Source organism: Acinetobacter johnsonii CIP 64.6, assembly GCF_000368045.1.
Lineage (GTDB): Bacteria > Pseudomonadota > Gammaproteobacteria > Pseudomonadales > Moraxellaceae > Acinetobacter > Acinetobacter johnsonii.
The window spans coordinates 416,401-435,394 of record NZ_KB849234.1 but is presented as its reverse complement, the minus strand read 5'-3'; the positions used below and the strand labels follow the sequence as shown (position 1 = coordinate 435,394).

The following is an 18,994-nucleotide window of genomic DNA, read 5'->3' as shown; positions in this document are numbered from 1 at the left end:
AAAACAAGTGGTTTTTTTTCCACGTTTAACCCCAAAAATTACACGTCATTGTTTATACGGGGGCATTCAATCCGAAAGCATGCCCCTATTTTTTGTTCTACATAGTATAGCTTAGCTTGGTTGGCTTCGCAGAAACTATGGGATAAATATAATCCTAACCCAGTTCCATTGATTGAGGTACTAAAAAACGGTTGAAACAGGGTGCTTTGATCCTGAGTGGCGACCCCTTCACCAAAATCGCAGACATCAATGTGGACGAGGTTTTTATAGCTATAGACTCGAATGTGAATGTGCTCGGCTTCAGCTGCATTATGCCGAATGGCATTTCGAATCAGGTTGATCAGCACTTGCCTCAGTTGTTGTTCATCAAACTGAATCTGAGCTTGATCGGAAATGCGGTAATCAATTTGATCTTTGACATCGGGCAAATCTTCAACGATAAAACGTTCTAAAAAAGAGGCGACATCAATCAAGGTCGGATAGGTTTCTTTACTGCGTGCCATGTTCAGTGTATCGCCAATAATTTTATCAATCCGTGAGGCTTGTTTGGCAATCATGTTATGCAACAGTTCTTGTTGTGGGTCGTTAAGTTGCATTAATTCATTGGCTTGCGTGATGGCTGCCAGTGGATTGCGGATTTCATGTGCAATGCTGGCAGAAAGTTGACCCAGTGCAGCCAGTTTGAGTTGTTGTACACGTTGATTAATTTTTTGTGCATCTTGCAGGACGAATAAGGTGAGTGTCTGATTCGGTACTTGTAGTTTTTGAATTTCGATCTGAATTTGAAAGCGACTCAGCTGGGATGTAAATTGGAATTTTTCTCCATTCTTCAGTTGGTCGAATTTGAGGAGTTCAAATAAATCAGGCTGTGCTTTGTACAAAGGATATTTATCGTGAGCATAAATCGGGGAGATACCCAATAATGCACATGCGGCAGGATTACTCAGCACCATGTGGCAGTTTTCATCGAGAACCAAATAGCCGAGCTCGGTTTGCTCTAAAATATAACGGTTAATGTTTTGCAGTTGATCCAGTTCTTGGGACTGATAGAAGTTTAAATTTTCAAGGACTTGAAAACGTCGTACTGCAATTTGTCCAGACCCATAAACCACAAAGAACAAAAAGGCGAGCACGGCACTGTTGCCAATGGTATTCAGTGAACTAATTGAAAATAGCGTTCCAATAAAGTGTTGATAAACCAGTGTAATCACAGCAATCAACGTAATGATGAGTGCTTTTTGTTTATCGACCAATACACAAGAGGCAAAGATCGTGATCACAAACAATAAACTTAACTGTAAGTTCGGACCATCGGTGGCGAAAGTAAGTAAGCTGAGGCTAATGACATCGACGATAAATAACAAGGTGAGCTGAAGTGGTATGCGCTTGCGCACATGCTTGAGGCTCAATAGCTGAAAGGCACTGATAAAAATAAAGCCAATCAGGACAGAACGATACAATACTGGATATTGATAATTGGAAAACAGTTGCTCATAAGTCAGCAGATAAACCAACAATAAACAGCAACCAATAAACAGTCGATAAGACGCATACCAAACACCTAGACGGTATTGATTTAACTGAATATTGGTTGAGTATTGCAGCATGTGGGTGTTAGTCAGCTTGCATCAGGGTTTAATTAAACCATAACGAATAGCAAGGTGAGTCAGCTTCACATCACTGTCAATGTTGAGCTTTTCAAAAATTCGGTAACGGTAAGTATTGACCGTTTTTACGCTGACAAAAAGCTTGTCAGAAATTTCCTGTGCACTAATACAATTCACGACCATCATCGCCACCTGCATTTCACGTTCAGACAGAGCATCAAAAGGTGAGGTTTGTGTATCCGATAGATAAGAACTGGCCAGTTGTTCAGCAATATCAGCGCTGAAATATTTGCCGCCTTGCATCACTTTATTAATCGCACGGACCATTTCGGTCACGGGCGCACCTTTGGTAATGTAGCCTTTGGCGCCAGCTTTGAGTAACAGGGAAGGATAAGGCTCTTCAGCTAGGCCACTGACTGCCAGTACTTTGGTCTCGGGTGCGGTTTGCAGTAAGCGGCGTGTGGTTTCAACTCCACCAATACCTGGCATGTTGACATCTAACAGAACCACATTTGGGTGATGTTGACGGACGAGGTTAATTGCTTCTTCACCAGATTCAGCTTGGCCAATGACTTGAACATCGGCATGGTCCTCGAGCATTCGACAAATCCCTGTACGTACTAACTCATGGTCATCTACCACTAAAACTGTGATCACCTAGCTCTTCCTCACTATAAAAACCATATTTTTTGTTACATAAAGCAAAATAAGCTTGCAATGAAACGACAAAATTAGCAATCCTATTCTTAGGCTTATTTGAAAAGATATGCACGCTGTCGACGGCAATGCTGTTCGCATTGTGTACAAATGTAAGGCATATTGGCGTGAATACGCAAATGTATCTTATGGGTTATGAAGTTGAGTGAAGAAAAGTGAAAAAATCAAATAAATTTTTAATGCATCTATTGGGATGGTCGATTGCAATGACGGTCAGTACCCATAGCTTTGCAGACTTGGTGATGAACCCGGGATCGGGACCAAGCCAAGCAAGCATGAGCTGGTCTGCGGCAGATGCAGAACAGCTTCTGAATGATGATCTAATGGAAGATCCTGAAGAGTACGCTCCTCAGGGTTCAACAAAAGTCACCACCAGTATTCGCAGTTCCAATGGTGTGGTGACGAACAACAGTACCTCAAAAACGGTACAAATTTTCGATACCTCGAAATATTCCAACCAACCCAGTGTCAATGCTCGTGCAGCACTGGTGATGGATGGCAATACAGGTGAAGTGCTGTACAGTAAAAACAGTAATACCGCGCTACCGATTGCTTCGATTACTAAGCTGATGACGGCAGTGGTGATTTCAGATGCGCGTTTAAATATGTCTGAAAACATTACTTTACAGCAAGCGGACTTTTCGTGTTCGGGTTGTAAAAGTTCAAGTTCGTCCCTGCGTGCAGGTGACAGTATGAACCGTGCAGAGGCATTGTTATTTGCATTAATGAAGTCAGAAAACCCAGCAGCATCAGCGCTTGCACGGACGTATCCGGGTGGTCGCTCAGCCTTTGTTTCGGCGATGAATGCCAAAGCAAAATCTTTGGGTATGAACTCAACCCATTATATGGAATCGACAGGTCTACATCCGGGTAATATCGCTTCAGCACGTGACTTGGGTATTTTGGTCAATGCTGCGTCTCAGTATGGTTTGATTCGTCAGTTTTCAACCACAGCAAGCTATGACTTTAATTTGGGCTATCGTGTATTGAAATCAAACAATACCAATGCCTTGGTTCGTAATGGTGGTTGGAATATCAATATTTCAAAAACAGGTTTCATTAATGAAGCCGGTCGTTGTGTAGTGATGCATACCACTTTAAATAACCGTCCAGCGGTGGTGGTGTTATTGGGCGCGGACTCATCTGCAGCACGTACCAATGATGCAACGCGCCTAATGAATTGGGCAAGCCAATTACCAAAACGTATTTAACCCGACTTTGTTTTTGTTCACTCAACAACAAAAATTGAGTCATAAAAAAGCCCTGCATATGCAGGGCTTTTTTTTGTCTTCTCTCAATTACATGTTTGAAAGAATTGAATCGCGAACTTGTTCTAAAGTTGCATCGATTGACAGCATGACCGCATCAGAACACTGTTTGATCGCAGTATCAGGGTCTTTTAGACCATTACCTGTCACCGTACAGACAATCACAGAACCTTCCGCAATTTTACCTGCTTTGATGTCACGGATTGCACCACCAATCGATGCTGCAGAAGCAGGTTCTACAAAGACACCTTCATACATTGAAAGCAAACGCTGTGCTTCTAGAATTTCAGCATCAGTTAGCTCATCGAACCAACCTTGAGAATCACGAACCACCGCTTTAGCATGGTTCCAGCTTTGTGGATTACCAATGCGGATAGCCGTTGCAACTGTTTCAGGGTTTTCAACGGGTGCACCACGTAAGAATGGCGCAGCACCTGCTGCTTGGTAACCAACCATGGTTGGTAAACCTTCAGGCTTTGGACCCGTGAATTGATCTGTTTCAGCGTCGTAAATCACTTGCTCAAATTGATCTGCAGGTTGGTTGGCAACTGCTTCGGTATAACCCATCCAGTGTGCCGTGATGTTCCCTGCGTTACCCACGGGTAAGCAGTGGTAATCTGGTGCACGACCTAACTCGTCTACGATTTCGTAAGCAATGGTTTTTTGACCTTGCAAACGGTATGGGTTGATTGAGTTGACGATCGTTACAGGGGCTTTATCTGCAATTTCTTTGACCAGACGCATACCGTCATCAAAGTTGCCGCGGATTTGCATGGTGATGGCACCATACATCATCGCCTGTGCCATTTTGCCCATGGCAATTTTGCCTTCTGGGATTAACACAAACGCTTTGATGCCGGCACGTGCTGCATAAGCTGCAGCCGCTGCTGAGGTATTACCTGTAGAGGCACAGATAATAGCTTTTGAGCCTTCTTCAACGGCTTTAGTGACCGCCATGGTCATACCACGGTCTTTAAATGAACCAGTCGGGTTTAAGCCCTCGTACTTCACATAAATTTCAACATTTTTGCCAATTAAACGTGGAATGTTCTCGAGTTTAATCAGTGGCGTATTACCTTCACCTAAAGAAATAGCGCGAGTAGTTGCAGACACTGGTAAACGGTCGCGATAACGGTCAACTAAACCAGTATAACGATTGGCATTCGACATGATGATGTTCCAATTGTGTGTAGAGCTTGGTGAGGAAGAGAAGAGTGTTCTCTTCCTCAACCCGATTAATTATCAAGCGATTCTAAACGAATTCGCACGATTTCGCCATGAATGACGGGTAAGGCTTGAATTTGGGCAAGTGCCTCGTCCATTTTTGATTCAACGACAGGATCAGTCAAAATCACGATTGGAATAAGGTCTTTTAAACGCGGTTGCTGCATGATGGCATCGATACTGATGCCCGCACGACTGAGAATCGTGGTTACATCGGCCAAGACGCCCGTTTGATCTTCTGCATTAATCCGGATGTAATAACCTGTGGTCATTTCTTCACGGCTTAAAATTGGCACATTGGTCAGTGCTTCGAAGGCCAATTGTGGAATCGTTCCAGCACCGTCTTCGGTATAAGAGATATCACGGACGATATCAATGACATCTGCAACGACCGCAGAAGCGGTTGGACCTGCACCTGCACCTGCACCATAGTACAAGGTTGGGCCGACAGCATGTGCTTGTACCAAGACGGCATTTTTAACGCCGTTGACATTGGCAATCAGTTCTTCGGCAGGGATCAAGGTTGGGTGAACACGAAGTTCGATGCCATTCGCTGCGCGACGAGCAATCCCCAAGTGCTTAATACGGAAACCCAGTTCTTCAGCATACTTCACGTCTTGCGCTGTGATTTTACTGATGCCTTCGGTATAGACTTTGTCAAACTGTAGCGGAATACCAAAAGCACACGATGCTAAAATCGTGAGTTTATGTGCAGCATCAATGCCTTCGACATCAAAAGTTGGATCAGCTTCGGCATAACCCAGCTCTTGTGCTTCTTTGAGCACATCGGCAAAAGCACGACCTTTTTCACGCATTTCAGTCAGAATAAAGTTGCCTGTACCATTGATGATACCCGCTAACCAATTAATCTTGTTTGCAGCTAGACCTTCGCGCATCACTTTAATGATGGGAATGCCCCCTGCAACCGCAGCTTCATAGGCGATTTGCACGGCATTGTCATCCGCCAGCTTGAACAGCTCATTACCATGTTCAGCAAGTAAAGCTTTGTTCGCGGTGACCACTTGTTTGCCATGCAAAATGGCTTCTTTAATCACTTCATATGCAGGATGGATGCCACCCATTACTTCAACCACAACATCGACATCAGGCTGACGCACAATGTCGAGTAAGTCAGCACTTTGCTTGACCTCATCGCCTAAATCTAAGTCTGGACGAGGGCGGCGTGTGCCGACATAGGTAATTTGAATTTCACGACCGGTGCGACGTTTAATCTCAGCAGCATTTTCTTTTAGTAGTTTAAGGGCACCACCACCCACAGTACCAAGACCGAGGATTGCCAGACGAACTGGTTTCACGTCACACTCCAATTTACTTATATATTGAACCAAGCCTAGATCATAGCTAAAAAAACTGTGAGACTCTAGGAAAGAAATCATTTTATGTTCAACTATAAATATTAGTTAAATAACAAATAAAAATTAGTTATTTAAGGCGATTTAATAATTCACTTGGGGCCAAATAACCACCGAGATATTCACCATCTTCATTATAGATCGCAGGTGTCCCATTTACGCCCATGTTCAGACCCAACTGGTATTGATCTCGCACTGGATTTTTACAGGTAGCTGGTGGAAGTTGAGCACCTGAAATTGCTTGATCAAAGGCAGCTTGACGGTCTGCGCTACACCACACACTTTCCATGGCTGGCATGAACTGTTCGCCACGCGGCCATGCAATGTAACGTACTTCAATGCCTTGAGCTGTGATTTCAGGGATGTGTTCGTGCAGTTTATGGCAGTAAGGGCAGCTGGCATCGGTAAAGACATAAACCACATGCTTGGTCTTGCCTTTGGCTTTATAAACCAGTAGGTCTTCAGTTTTGAGCCCTGCTAGAAGCTTTTTGTTGGCTTCAGCTTGCAGATTGTCGCTGACGTTGTGGAGGGTTTTATCGCCCAAGCGAATCACATCACCTTGGATAATATATTTACCATCTGCCGTGGTATAAACCGAGCTCATCCCTTCAAGATTGACCCAAAATAAATTTGGCACTTCAGTGGTTTTGATATCGATGATTTTGGCATTGATATTGGCTGTTTTGAAATGCTTTTGAAGGGTGTCAATTAAACGTTGCTTTGCGTTGCGTTCCGTCAAAGTCGACGCTTCACCTGTGGCTGGCGCGCTTGCCGTTAAAGAGTCTTGTTTTTTTTCTTCAGTGTTATTTGAACATGCTGTAAATAGAACACTTGAAGCAATGGCACAGGCAATGAACAATGGTTTACGGGTAAATAACATAGATAACCCTTTTTCTTTTGACTTTATAAAAACAGAGCGCCAAGCATAGCAAAAAAAGTACAGGACTCGGTAATACTTCGTAGTCTTCGTGCTAAAAACAGCCTTAAGTTATGGATGATCAAGACCTTAAGCCCTTGGGTGATGGCTGGCATGTAGTTGTTGCATACGCACTTGTGCGACATGGGTATAAATTTGTGTCGTGGACAGATCACTATGTCCCAATAACATTTGTACCACACGCAAGTCCGCACCGTGATTGAGTAAATGCGTTGCAAAAGCATGTCGTAAGGTGTGTGGAGACAGTTCAGCCTGAATCCCTGCTTGTAAGGCATAGCGTTTAATGGCATACCAAAAGTTTTGCCGACTCATAATGCCGCCATGTTGGGTGAGAAACAGATAGTCAGTTGCAGATTTATATAATTGCGGACGTGATTCAATTAAGTATTTTTCGACCCACTCCACTGCAATTTGACCCAAAGGCACCAGCCGCTCTTTATTGCCCTTACCCGTAATTCTTAAATAGCCTTGTTTTAGATTGATTAAGTCTAGGCGTAGATTCAGTAGCTCAGATACGCGTAGTCCACAGGCATATAACACTTCAAACATGGCGCGATCACGGAGTCCAAGAGCGGTTTCAATATCAGGGGCTTGAATTAAGGCATCCACGTCTTGCTCAGACAAATCTTTAGGCAGTGCGCGGCCAATTTTGGGTGTTTTATGTAGTGCGACAGGGTTGTCTGAACGCAGTTTTTGTTCCCGTAGAAACTTAAAAAAAGAACGCAGAGCAGACAGACAGCGCGCAATGGAGCGCGGGCTTTTACCTTGCTTGGTGAGAGTCAGCAGAACATCGGCGACATCATCACTGCTCCATTCAGGCATGCTCACGTGACTACACTCGCTGCACTGCAATAAGTCAGAGAGATAAGCATTTCGGGTGTGTGGGCTGACGGTTTGTGCAATGAGATAATCTTTAAAGCCGTGTAAAAAACTGAGCTGAGTTGGAATTTGAACAGGCGCAGGCACACGCGGTTTTTTATTTAACATAAAGCTCTCAAGCACATCATCACGGAAAGACAAAAACAAGGAATAGGGGTTTTATTCAATGTAGTGTAATCATTCTCGCTTGTCGATGTGTTATAACAGATGCGAATCATTATCGAATCTGATTTGGTAATTATTCTCATTTGTTTGTATACTGTTCAAAATATTAAAGGGTTGGATGCGGTGCGTTTATCTGATTTAAAAGTCAAACAAACTGCCATCATTAACAAAGTGAATCATACTTTGGATGGCGAAGCTCAGACTGATTTGGTGGCTAGTCGTCTTGAAACATTAGGCTTTGTCGCAGGTACAAAAGTACAGGTGATTACCAAAGGTGTTTTTGGTGGCGATCCAATTTTAATCCAAGTGGGTTTTACACGTTTCGCCTTAAGAAAAGTTGAAGCTGAAAAAATTGAAATTCAAGTCGAAGGAGCACCTAGATGAGTGATGCCTTGCGTGTTGCCCTTGTAGGTAATCCAAACTGCGGTAAAACTTCGTTATTTAACCATCTCACTGGAACACGCCAAAAAGTAGGTAACTATGCGGGTGTAACGGTTGAGCGTAAAGTTGGTCAATTTACTCTTCCTTCAGGTCAAGCAGTTCGCGTGCTGGATTTGCCAGGGACGTATAGCTTAGATGCGACCAGCCCTGATGAAATGATTACCCGTGACGTGGTGATGGGGAAAATTGCAGACGAAGGTCAGCAAGATGCTTTCTTATGTATCGTTGATGCAACTAACCTCAAACTTCACCTCGGTTTAGTGATTGAACTGATTGCATTGGGCCGTCCAATGTTAATCGTTTTAAACATGATGGATGAAGCACGTCGCCGTGGCATGCAAATCAATACCCAAAAGCTTTCTGAGCGCTTGGGTGTGCCGATCGTTGAAACGGTTGCGGTGCGTAACTCGGGTATTGAAAGCCTGCTTAGCGCTTTAGAGCAGGGCAAATATGCCGTGCCTTATACCGAGCTGACGGGTTTAAAAGGCGACACTGCACATGAGAAAGTAGAAAATTTATTACATGACGCTGTGCAGTACGTCGATGAAGAAGACAAGCGAACTGATTTTCTAGATAAGATTTTCCTACATCCAGTTTTGGGTTTAGTTAGCCTTGCCGTCATGATGTTTATTGTCTTCCAAGCCGTTTTTGCTTGGGCTGCGCCGTTTATGGATGGGATTGAAACTTTCTTCGGTTGGCTCGGTGAAACTGCTGGTGGCGTGATTAGCCAACCTTTGCTTAATAGCTTGGTGGTGGACGGAGTTATTGCGGGTGCGGGTGGTGTGGTGGTGTTCTTACCGCAGATTTTAATTTTGTTCTTCTTTATCTTGGTGTTGGAAGAGTCGGGTTATTTACCGCGTGCCGCGTTTTTGCTGGATAAACTGATGTTTAAAGCAGGTCTTTCTGGGCGTGCCTTTATTCCATTGTTATCAAGCTTTGCCTGCGCAATTCCGGGCATCATGGCATCGCGTACCATTGGTGATCCGCGTGACCGTTTGACCACGATTTTTGTTGCACCGCTGATGACGTGTTCTGCACGTTTACCTGTATATGCCTTGTTAATTGCCGCTTTTATTCCTGAACAAACCGTTTGGGGCCTATTCAATCTGCAAGGTTTGGTGTTGTTTGCATTATATATGGCCGGGATTGTGAGTGCACTGTGTGTATCTTTCGTTCTGAAGTTCTTCCAGAAAGATAAGTCACAACATATGTTGATGATGGAGTTGCCAAGCTATCGTTTCCCTGACTTAAAGAATATTTGGATTGGTTTACTTGACCGCGCCAAGATCTTCTTGCGTCGTGTGGGTGGCATCATTTTCGCGTTGTCTATTTTGCTGTGGTTCTTGTGTACTTTCCCGCAAGCCCCTGAAGGTGCGACTTTACCAGAAATTGATTATTCATTTGCCGGTATGCTCGGTCATTTACTACAACCGATTTTTGCACCGCTGGGCTTCAACTGGCAGATTTGTATTGCCTTGATTCCAGCCATGGCCGCTCGTGAAGTCGTAGTGGCAGCTTTAGGTACGGTATATGCCTTATCCGCTGTCGATGAAGATGCAATGTCACAAGGTTTGGCTTCACTGATCAGTAGTGGCGGTGAGCTCGGCTGGTCGGTGGCGACTGGTCTGTCTTTATTGGTGTGGTTTATTTATGCGCCGCACTGTTTGGCGACTTTGGCGACGGTCAAACGTGAAACAGGTTCATGGAAAACCGTGAGTTTTATGACCATTTACTTGTTTGGTTTGGCTTATTTAATGTCATTCCTGACCTATCAAATTGCAACGCACTATTTGGGCTAATTGGCGTAAATAGGCGAGGAGATTGAGATGATTGAAATTCTAATTGTTGCTGCTCTGGTGATCTGGAGTGCCGTGGTGGTATTTAAGAAAGTATTTCCTAAGACATCGGGTTCAGTTTTCATGTCCTTGTCTGCGCTGTGTGAGGCTCGAGGTTGGACGCGTTTAGCAACGTGGTTAAAACCGTCAATGGCTGGTGGTTGTGGCGGAAACTGTGCTTGTCCAGCAACGGAAGACAGCAATGCGAAAAAGCCTGAAGTCCAAGCGGTGAAGTGGAAATAAAAACGATTTTTGCTCACAAATAAAAAAGCCGTCCAAGAGGGGCGGCTTTTTTACGCACTGACACAAAAAAAGTGCAGGAAAGTCAAAACAGAAAAAGCATTCAAAACAGCAAAGTGCTAACATTTCCGCAGATAAATCTCAGACCAAGCATGGGGCGAAAATGTTAATACAACGTGGTGGACTTAAGGTCGTTGCAGGGCTCGGCATTTCTGGTGTTGCAGCGGTCAATTTTTTACATAACCAAGGCTACCGCGTTGCAGTAACGGACTCTCGGTCGACCCCGCCCGGTCATGACCAAATTCCAGCAGAGGTACAAACCAGTTTTGGTCAGTTTGACGCAGAACTGTTGTTGTCTGCTGAAGAAATCGTTATTAGCCCTGGGCTTGATCCTAAACTACCTGAAATTCAAGCTGCGATTGCCAAAGGCATTCCCGTGGTGAGTGAAATTCAAATCCTACGCCGTGCAACCGACAAGCCGATCATGGCCATTACTGGGTCGAATGCAAAAAGTACCGTGACGACCTTGATTGGTCTGATGGCTGAACATGCAGGCGTGAAAGTTGCGGTAGGCGGTAACCTTGGTCGCCCAGCGTTGGATTTGACCAAAGATGAGCCAGATTTATACATTTTAGAACTATCCAGCTTTCAGTTAGAAACCACTTCAAATTTACAAGCTGAAGTTGCGGTGGTACTGAATATGAGTGAAGACCATCTTGACCGTCATGGCGATATGATGGGCTATCACACCGCGAAGCATCGCATTTTCCAAGGCGTGAAAAAAGTCGTTCATAACCGTGATGACTCACTTACGCGTCCTTTGGTACCTGATGCTACGCCAATGCAAAGCTTTGGTTTAAATGCACCTGATATGAATCAGTACGGTGTATTAAGAGATGACGACGGTACGATCTGGTTGGCCCGTGGCCGCACACGTTTATTGAACAGTGCAGAGATGTATATTCAAGGCACACACAATGTGGCCAATGCTTTGGCCTGTTTGGCTTTAGGTGAGGCAATCAATCTTCCACTTGAGTCGATGTTGGAAACACTGAAAAGCTTTAAAGGCTTAGAGCATCGCTGTGAGTTTGTGAAAGACGTTGAGGGTGTTCGTTACTATAATGACTCTAAGGGCACCAACGTCGGCGCAACACTGGCTGCGATTGATGGTTTAGGTGCTGCGATTGAAGCCAAAGGTGGCAAGGTCGCGATCATTTTAGGTGGTCAAGGCAAAGGGCAAGACTTTAGCGCTTTACGTGAGGCTTTGAGCAAATACGTGAAAGTGGCTGTGTTGATTGGTGAAGATGCGGCGTTGATTGAACAAGCTGTGGCAGGAACAACCACCTTACTGCATGCTGAGACTTTAGAGCAGGCGGTTGCACTTTGCCAAGCCCATACCCAAGCCCATGATGTCGTGTTATTGTCACCTGCATGTGCAAGTTTTGATATGTTCAGTGGTTACCCACAGCGCGGACATCAGTTTGTCGCTTGTGTGCAAGAACTCCACTAAAAATAATAAGGAAATTGAGATGGCTGAGTTTGCTCAGACAACGATCAATAAAATGAATCAGTTTTATAGCCGTTGGGCGCCGCGTGTACCCAGCGAAGTGACACCACGTAATGTGTTGATCTTCTGCGTCGTTGCGTTGTTGTGTTTGGGTTCGATCATGGTCGCATCTGCGTCGATGCCTTATGCTGAACGCCTTCATGAGAATTCATTTCACTATGTCCTTCGTCACGGGATTTCAATTGCGGTGGCTGGCGTTTTGGCCTATGCGGTATACCGAGTTCCGCTCAATGTTTGGTTCAATAACACCTTTCCGTTGTGGATTTTGACCATTTTACTGCTGGCCGCTGTGTTGGTCGTCGGTACGGAGGTCAATGGTTCAACCCGCTGGATTCGTGTTGCGGGCTTTACATTGCAGGCTTCAGAGGTCGCCAAAGTGATGATGGCGATTTTCACCGCGGACTATGTGGTACGCCGTGCCGAAGAAGTAAGAAATAACATCAAAGGTTTGATCCGTCTCGGTATTATTATGCTGTTAACGGTGGGTTTGATTATCGCGGAGCCCGACTTGGGTGCAACCGTGGTGATTAGTTTGATGATGCTTGGTATCTTCTTCCTTGCTGGCGCGCCGTTGATTCAGTTTGGTATGGCTTTTGGTGCAATTTTTGCGGCATTTGTCTTTCTGATTGTATTTGAGCCTTACCGTTTTGAACGTCTAATGTCTTTCTCAAACCCTTGGGAAGATCCGCTAGGTACTGGTTACCAGCTTTCCAATGCCTTGATGGCTTTTGGCCGTGGTGAATGGTTTGGTGTAGGACTTGGCCACAGTGTACAGAAAATGGCCTACTTGCCTGAAGCGCATACCGACTTCATGTTGGCCATTTTAGGCGAAGAGTTTGGCTTTTTCGGGATCACTACGGTCTTGATTCTGTCCTTTACCATGTTGCTGTGCTGTATCAAAGTGGGTCATCGTGCGCTGAAAAATCAGTACCTGCGTGCGGGTTATTTGGCTTATGGGGTATCGATTATTTTCTTACTGCAAATTTTGGTAAACGCAGGTATGAACATGGGTATGCTGCCAACCAAAGGTTTGACGCTACCTTTTATTAGTTATGGCGGTTCATCACTGATTATGTGTGCAGTGATGATCAGTTTGATTTTAAAAATAGATGCAACAACACAAAGTGCCAATCCAACCAAAGAAGAATCCAGCTTCTAAGCGGGTTCTTCTTTCATCACGCTTTCCGCAGACGAAACTCATTTTTCGTTTTATGCGGATAGCGTTTGACTCCTTTCTAAATTGTGTTTCTCATCAGCATATCTATCCATCATTCTTTCATGATGAATGTGACTGTAATAATCTAATTTTTTGAATTTTCTTCAATTGAAACGTTGCGCGCTATGCGTAGTGTTGAGTTTCTGTCGCAATCGTTTTGCTATAAATAGATACCGTGCAGGGTAGTACGGTGCGGAATCAGTGAAACATCCCATTGTGCAATGGCTTGTTGCAACATTCGTTTAGGATGGTCTAGTTCGACAACTGGCTGATTTAGAGCGCGTATTGCTTGAGCGAGTAGAGCTGGTGCTTGGTTAAGATCCAGCGCTTGTGCCATATTTTGTTTAGACAATTTTTGCCCTTGATCATTCATGGCTAAAGGCAGGTGCATATAGCTAAGACGTGGGTAATCTAGCAGCTGACCTAAATAAATTTGTCGCTCGGTATTATCCAATAGATCTGCACCACGGACCACATGGGTGATGCCTTGTAGATAGTCATCTACCACTACAGCTAATTGATAGTTGATAATGCCATCGCGGCGTTTCAGTACAAAGTCACCGAGCTCATGTGCCAGTTGTGAGCAGTGTCTGCCTTGCAGAGCATCATCAAAACAAATCTCGACATCTTCCACTTTGACGCGAATGGCTTGTTGATCAAAAGGCAGAGCAAGGTCACGGCAGGTGCCTGCATAAATGTGGTTAGAACCAAGCATTTTTCGGGTGCACTGACAGGCATAGACCAGTTTGAGTTGATGCAGTTGTTGAATCACGTCTTCATATAGGTCGAGACGATCTTTTTGGAAAATAATCTCCGCATCGGGCTGAAAGCCGAAAGCCTCGATACAACGCAAGATATGGCTTTCACTGCCGGGGTAAATACGCGGGATGTCGGTATCTTCGATACGAACCAACCATGAGCCTTGATGTGCTTTTGCTTCGCAATAACTGGCAACGGCGGTGATAAGTGACCCAAAATGCAAAGGGCCGGTTGGCGATGGCGCAAACCGACCCACATAAGCCATCCTGTTGTCCCCCTCCTTTTGTAAAGGAGGGGTTGGGGGAGGATTATTGAATAACATGATTAACCGTTATTTTGCTTCTCTTTGATTTCTGCCAGTGTTTTGCAGTCAATACATAAAGTCGCAGTTGGACGAGCCTCTAAACGGCGCAGACCAATTTCGATGCCACAGGTTTCACAGAAACCATAGTCATCGTTTTTAATCGCTTCAATTGATTGCTCGATTTTGCGGATGAGTTTACGTTCACGGTCACGTGTACGTAGTTCAATTGCAAACTCTTCTTCTTGTGTCGCACGGTCATTCACATCAGGCAAAGCGGTGTTTTCGTCTTGCATGGTGTTGAGTGTGCGGTCAACTTCTGACATCAACTCTGCTTTCCATGCCAACAAAATTTGGCGGAAGTGCTCAAGCTGACCTTCAGACATGTATTCTTCATTTTTTTTCGGCTGATAAGGTTCAATACCAAATAAGCTTGCAGTAGAACCACCGTCAGTCGCTTTAGGCTTAGTTTTGCGCACACGTTTTGTAGATTTTTCATCTACAACATCAGTTTGTTCGTCTAAGACAGTATTTTGGTTGTCATTCGCCATTTAGGGCAATCCTCATCATATACGTATCTTTAATACGCAAAAAATATGGTGATATGCAAGTGTTTTTATCCACCCTCGAGGAGATTAACCCTCGGGGGTCGTCATCATATAGACTTTTTAAGTATTTTGATAGTCTTTGATGTTTGGATTAAATTGATCACTTTTTCGTAAGAGCAACTAAGGTAATTGAAAACGATAAAAATGAAAAGTTAATAACCTGAAATTTCAACATTTATTTTTTGCTGTGCGTGTAAGACACGTTCTACGTGGGTTTCATGGCTGCCATCTGCGTTTAATTGTAAAATACGATAACCCGGTGCTTGCTCATCTAAGGCGAAATGATCGCTTAAAGGCTTAAATTGGACACTGGTAGACGGCGTCGAGTAAAACTGAATACTATGCCATTCACGCCATGATTCTTGATGGACATGTCCCGACAGCACAATTTTGACATTGTGGTATTTCGCAAGAACCGCAGTGAGGTCTTGGGTGTTCTTGAGTTTATGTTGATCAATCCATTTTGACTGCATTTCAAAAGGATGATGATGACAGGCAATCACAATGTGTTGCTGGGCAAATTCTTGTAGGATTTGTTCCAGTTGGTTCAATTGTGCTTCATCGACCCAGCCATCGATTTTACCTTTGACGGCACTATTGAGTAAAACCATGCTCCAAGGACCAAAGTGAATCACATGAACTTTGTTTTGCTGCTGATGAAAAGGGAAGTGCTCGGCATTGTCATGATTGCCCGGAACCTGATAAAACGGCGTCTTTAAACTCTGCATAAAGTCTAAATAGCGTTGATAGGTTCGAGGCACAGGTACTTGTGCCAAGTCGCCCGTATGGACGAAGGCATCAATTTGTGGATGACGTTCCACAATGTGTTGTATTACATGATGAAAGCTTTGCTCTGGATTCATACGTACAAACTCCAGATGATCTTGATCCATCAAGTGCGTATCTGAAATTTGGATAATGGTCCAATTTTTCTCATTATTTAAAGTCATGCCTGACCCCTTAGACATTCCTTGTCGTTTTAATCTGTTGTTGTAGCCATTGCAAGGCCATTATGACAGGCGCATTTCTGAGCCGACCATTGGAAAGTAATGTATCGATCTGCGCATAATCAATCAGGTGTAATAAAATATTTTCACCTTCATCGGGCATACCAAATACACCACCTTGTTTGGGTAAATCGGCCGCAGCACTATACAGATGAAACAGTTCCGCACAGGCACCTGCAGAAGGATAAAAGCTAAACAGATGTTGTAAGTGTTCAATCTGACAGCCTGATTCTTCTAATGCTTCACGGCGAATACAGCTTTCAGGTGATTCATCACCATCGAGTACTCCCGCAATAATCTCTAGCTGCCAAGCTGAATCTTGATCATCCATAGCACCAATACGAAATTGTTCAATCAAGGCAAATTTTTGTTGTGCATCATCATAAATCAAGACACCCGCAGCTTCAGGACGCTGAATGAGCTCACGTGAAATCACAGCGGTGTACTCCGTTTGATTAAACAGGCGATGACGTAAATTTACTTTTTCTACTTGAACAAAACCCTGAAAAACAAAGGCCCTGTCTACAATTTGGACATCTTCACTGTGATATGTAGCTTGCTTAATTATGTTCATAAAGCGCAATCAGGATGAAATTTATCATTTCATCCTAACTGAGAATCGCATGATTACAAAAGGTTTTTTATCAACTTACACTTTTTGGTACAAGTTTTGTCCGGTTGCATGGAATTGTTTTTTCATGCTATCGAGACCGTTTTCAACCTCTTCTTGCTGAATTTTATTCAGCGTAGCATTTTGCTGATTTTGTGCATAATCACGCACGTTTTGTGTGATTTTCATCGAGCAAAACTTAGGACCGCACATCGAACAGAAGTGCGCAGATTTGTGCGCCTCCTTTGGCATGGTTTCATCATGCATGCTACGCGCCGTGTCTGGGTCAAGACTGAGATTAAACTGATCTTCCCAGCGGAATTCAAAACGTGCTTTAGACAGGGCATTGTCACGAACTTGCGCACCCGGATGACCTTTGGCCAAATCTGCCGCATGTGCTGCAATTTTATAGGTGATGATGCCATCTTTGACGTCTTTCTTGTTCGGCAGGCCCAAGTGTTCTTTTGGCGTGACATAACAGAGCATGGCAGTCCCATACCAACCAATCATCGCCGCACCAATCGCAGAAGTAATATGGTCATAACCTGGGGCAATATCGGTGGTCAATGGCCCTAAAGTGTAGAAGGGCGCTTCTTGGCAGACTTCAAGCTGCAGATCCATATTTTCTTTGATCATATGCATAGGCACATGCCCTGGACCTTCAATCATCACTTGCACATCATGTTTCCATGCACGATGAGTCAACTCACCTAAAGTGCGTAATTCAGAGAACTGTGCTTCGTCATTGGCATCTTGGATACACCCCGGACGTAGGCCATCGCCGAGGCTAAATGACACATCATAGGCTTTCATGATTTCGCAGATTTCATCAAAATGTGTATAGAGGAAGTTCTCTTGGTGATGGGCCAAACACCACTGCGCCATGATCGAACCACCACGAGACACGATACCAGTGAGGCGATTCGCCGTCATCGGTACATAACGCAATAAGACGCCTGCATGGATGGTGAAATAGTCTACGCCTTGCTCAGCTTGTTCGATCAGCGTGTCTTTGAAGATTTCCCATGTCAAGTCTTCCGCCACCCCATCAACTTTTTCTAAAGCTTGATAGATCGGTACAGTACCAATCGGAACAGGTGAGTTACGGATAATCCACTCACGGGTTTCATGGATGTTCTTCCCTGTGGAGAGATCCATGATGGTGTCTGCACCCCAACGGGTTGCCCATGTCATTTTTGCGACTTCTTCATCGATTGAAGAGCCGAGAGCCGAGTTACCAATATTGGCATTGATTTTCACCAAGAAGTTTCGGCCAATGATCATTGGTTCAATTTCAGGATGGTTAATATTGGCAGGGATAATCGCACGCCCTTCAGCCACTTCTTTACGTACAAACTCAGGCGTGATTTCCATCAAGTTATGCGCACCAAAGTTTTGCCCCGCGTGTTGACGTGCATCGACCCCTTCACGTTGACGCTGATTTTCACGAATAGCGATGTATTCCATCTCAGGGGTAATAATGCCTTGTTTGGCATAATGCATCTGCGTGACATTGAGGCCTGCTTTGGCACGACGTGGTTTTTGAATATGGGCAAAACGAATATCAGCGGTACGAATATCCCGTAAACGCTCTTGACCAAAGCTTGAACTGAGGCTGTCTAACATTTCTGTATCGTTGCGCTCTTCAATCCAATTTTCGCGGACATTCGGTAGACCTTTGTTCAGATCAATACTGACATTGGTGTCGGTATACACACCAGAGGTGTCATACACCATCACTGGTGGATTGTACTCACCGCCTAAGCCTGTTGGGGTTTCGGTCAGTTCAATCTCACGCATGGGGACTTGAATGTCTGGGCGTGAACCTTGGATATAGACTTTTTTAGAGGCAGGCAAGATACGGGTCAGATCTTTGGCATCTTGTTCATGTTGTGCTGAAATTTCAGCGGAAAGATTCGTTAACTGGTTCATTGCAATGATCCTTATGAATGACATCAACGAATCAAGCACGACCAAAAACGATGGCAATTGAAGCTATTTCTGTGTGTTGTTGATTTGCGGGTACAAATGCAACGGATGTATTTCTACTGGAAATAGTTCAAGGAAAGGCGTTCAGTTTTTAGATGGCTTGATTCCTACGCAGGTCTTAACCTGATCAGGTTCAACGGTACTCAGCTTCAAAACTTTATTATTGAAAAGTCTTAGCTGATCTCAGCGAGCAATTACTCGCGCTCCGTCAAGCGATGCATCATCTTAACATGCACTGTTGTTAAAAACAG

Annotated in this window: 17 protein-coding genes and 1 riboswitch; of the genes, 6 read left to right on the top strand and 11 right to left on the bottom strand. The window is 44.3% G+C overall.

Features of this window, described 5'->3' with window-relative positions; translation table 11 throughout:
• Positions 1-38: 38 nt before the first annotated feature.
• Both F986_RS05465 and gacA read right to left on the bottom strand, forming a co-directional pair.
• Positions 39-1,607, bottom strand: a complete 1,569-nt coding sequence (locus tag F986_RS05465) for a sensor histidine kinase (protein ID WP_004692838.1) — start codon at positions 1,605-1,607, stop codon at positions 39-41.
• Between the two features lie 21 nt (positions 1,608-1,628).
• Positions 1,629-2,264 carry a response regulator transcription factor GacA gene (gene gacA, locus F986_RS05460; RefSeq protein WP_004692836.1) on the bottom strand — a complete coding sequence of 212 codons (636 nt, stop codon included), beginning with the start codon at positions 2,262-2,264 and terminating at the stop codon, positions 1,629-1,631.
• 215 nt (positions 2,265-2,479) lie between these two features.
• Here gacA and F986_RS05455 point away from each other — a divergent pair, with 215 nt between their 5' ends.
• Complete coding sequence (locus tag F986_RS05455) at positions 2,480-3,535, top strand: serine hydrolase (RefSeq protein WP_005400997.1); 1,056 nt, start codon at positions 2,480-2,482, stop codon at positions 3,533-3,535.
• Between the two features lie 87 nt (positions 3,536-3,622).
• Here the strand turns inward: F986_RS05455 and thrC are convergent, their stop codons facing one another.
• The 4 genes from thrC to xerD form a co-directional block, all read right to left on the bottom strand.
• On the bottom strand, positions 3,623-4,762 hold the full coding sequence (gene thrC / locus F986_RS05450) for a threonine synthase (protein ID WP_004692833.1): 1,140 nt from the start codon (positions 4,760-4,762) through the stop codon (positions 3,623-3,625).
• Positions 4,763-4,827: 65 nt separating this feature from the next.
• Positions 4,828-6,132 carry a homoserine dehydrogenase gene (locus tag F986_RS05445; protein ID WP_010325700.1) on the bottom strand — a complete coding sequence of 435 codons (1,305 nt, stop codon included), beginning with the start codon at positions 6,130-6,132 and terminating at the stop codon, positions 4,828-4,830.
• 127 nt (positions 6,133-6,259) lie between these two features.
• Positions 6,260-7,069, bottom strand: coding sequence for a DsbC family protein (locus F986_RS05440; protein WP_004692830.1), 810 nt, complete (start codon positions 7,067-7,069; stop codon positions 6,260-6,262).
• A 126-nt stretch (positions 7,070-7,195) separates the two neighbouring features.
• Positions 7,196-8,113 carry a site-specific tyrosine recombinase XerD gene (xerD, locus tag F986_RS05435; RefSeq protein WP_004692828.1) on the bottom strand — a complete coding sequence of 306 codons (918 nt, stop codon included), beginning with the start codon at positions 8,111-8,113 and terminating at the stop codon, positions 7,196-7,198.
• A gap of 180 nt (positions 8,114-8,293) precedes the next feature.
• On the opposite strand from xerD, the gene F986_RS05430 reads away from it, so the two are divergent.
• From F986_RS05430 to ftsW, 5 genes are all read left to right on the top strand, one after another.
• Positions 8,294-8,554 (top strand): FeoA family protein, encoded by a 261-nt coding sequence (locus F986_RS05430; protein ID WP_010325703.1) that lies wholly within the window; start codon positions 8,294-8,296, stop codon positions 8,552-8,554.
• Positions 8,551-10,410, top strand: coding sequence for a ferrous iron transporter B (gene feoB, locus F986_RS05425; protein WP_004692824.1), 1,860 nt, complete (start codon positions 8,551-8,553; stop codon positions 10,408-10,410). Before F986_RS05430 ends, feoB begins: the two co-directional genes overlap by 4 nt.
• Positions 10,411-10,437: 27 nt before the next feature.
• Positions 10,438-10,689: a DUF6587 family protein gene (locus F986_RS05420; RefSeq protein WP_004692822.1), complete on the top strand. Its 252-nt coding sequence runs from the start codon at positions 10,438-10,440 to the stop codon at positions 10,687-10,689.
• Positions 10,690-10,849: 160 nt separating this feature from the next.
• A complete protein-coding gene (murD, locus tag F986_RS05415; protein WP_004692820.1) occupies positions 10,850-12,196 on the top strand; it encodes a UDP-N-acetylmuramoyl-L-alanine--D-glutamate ligase in 1,347 nt (448 codons plus the stop codon).
• Positions 12,197-12,215: 19 nt separating this feature from the next.
• Complete coding sequence (ftsW, locus tag F986_RS05410; protein ID WP_004692818.1) at positions 12,216-13,412, top strand: putative lipid II flippase FtsW; 1,197 nt, start codon at positions 12,216-12,218, stop codon at positions 13,410-13,412.
• A gap of 217 nt (positions 13,413-13,629) precedes the next feature.
• Here the strand turns inward: ftsW and gluQRS are convergent, their stop codons facing one another.
• The 5 genes from gluQRS to thiC all read right to left on the bottom strand — a co-directional run bounded on the left by gluQRS (position 13,630) and on the right by thiC (position 18,686).
• On the bottom strand, positions 13,630-14,550 hold the full coding sequence (gene gluQRS / locus F986_RS05405; protein WP_004692817.1) for a tRNA glutamyl-Q(34) synthetase GluQRS: 921 nt from the start codon (positions 14,548-14,550) through the stop codon (positions 13,630-13,632).
• A 2-nt stretch (positions 14,551-14,552) separates the two neighbouring features.
• The gene (gene dksA / locus F986_RS05400) at positions 14,553-15,080 is read right to left on the bottom strand and encodes an RNA polymerase-binding protein DksA (protein WP_004692816.1); all 528 of its coding nucleotides are present in this window, start codon (positions 15,078-15,080) and stop codon (positions 14,553-14,555) included.
• A gap of 209 nt (positions 15,081-15,289) precedes the next feature.
• On the bottom strand, positions 15,290-16,087 hold the full coding sequence (cpdA, locus tag F986_RS05395) for a 3',5'-cyclic-AMP phosphodiesterase (RefSeq protein ID WP_004692814.1): 798 nt from the start codon (positions 16,085-16,087) through the stop codon (positions 15,290-15,292).
• Positions 16,088-16,097: 10 nt separating this feature from the next.
• A complete protein-coding gene (locus tag F986_RS05390) occupies positions 16,098-16,718 on the bottom strand; it encodes an NUDIX domain-containing protein (RefSeq protein WP_004692807.1) in 621 nt (206 codons plus the stop codon).
• Positions 16,719-16,793: 75 nt separating this feature from the next.
• Positions 16,794-18,686, bottom strand: a complete 1,893-nt coding sequence (gene thiC, locus F986_RS05385; protein ID WP_004692806.1) for a phosphomethylpyrimidine synthase ThiC — start codon at positions 18,684-18,686, stop codon at positions 16,794-16,796.
• A gap of 144 nt (positions 18,687-18,830) precedes the next feature.
• Positions 18,831-18,961, bottom strand: a riboswitch (TPP riboswitch).
• Positions 18,962-18,994: the final 33 nt, after the last annotated feature.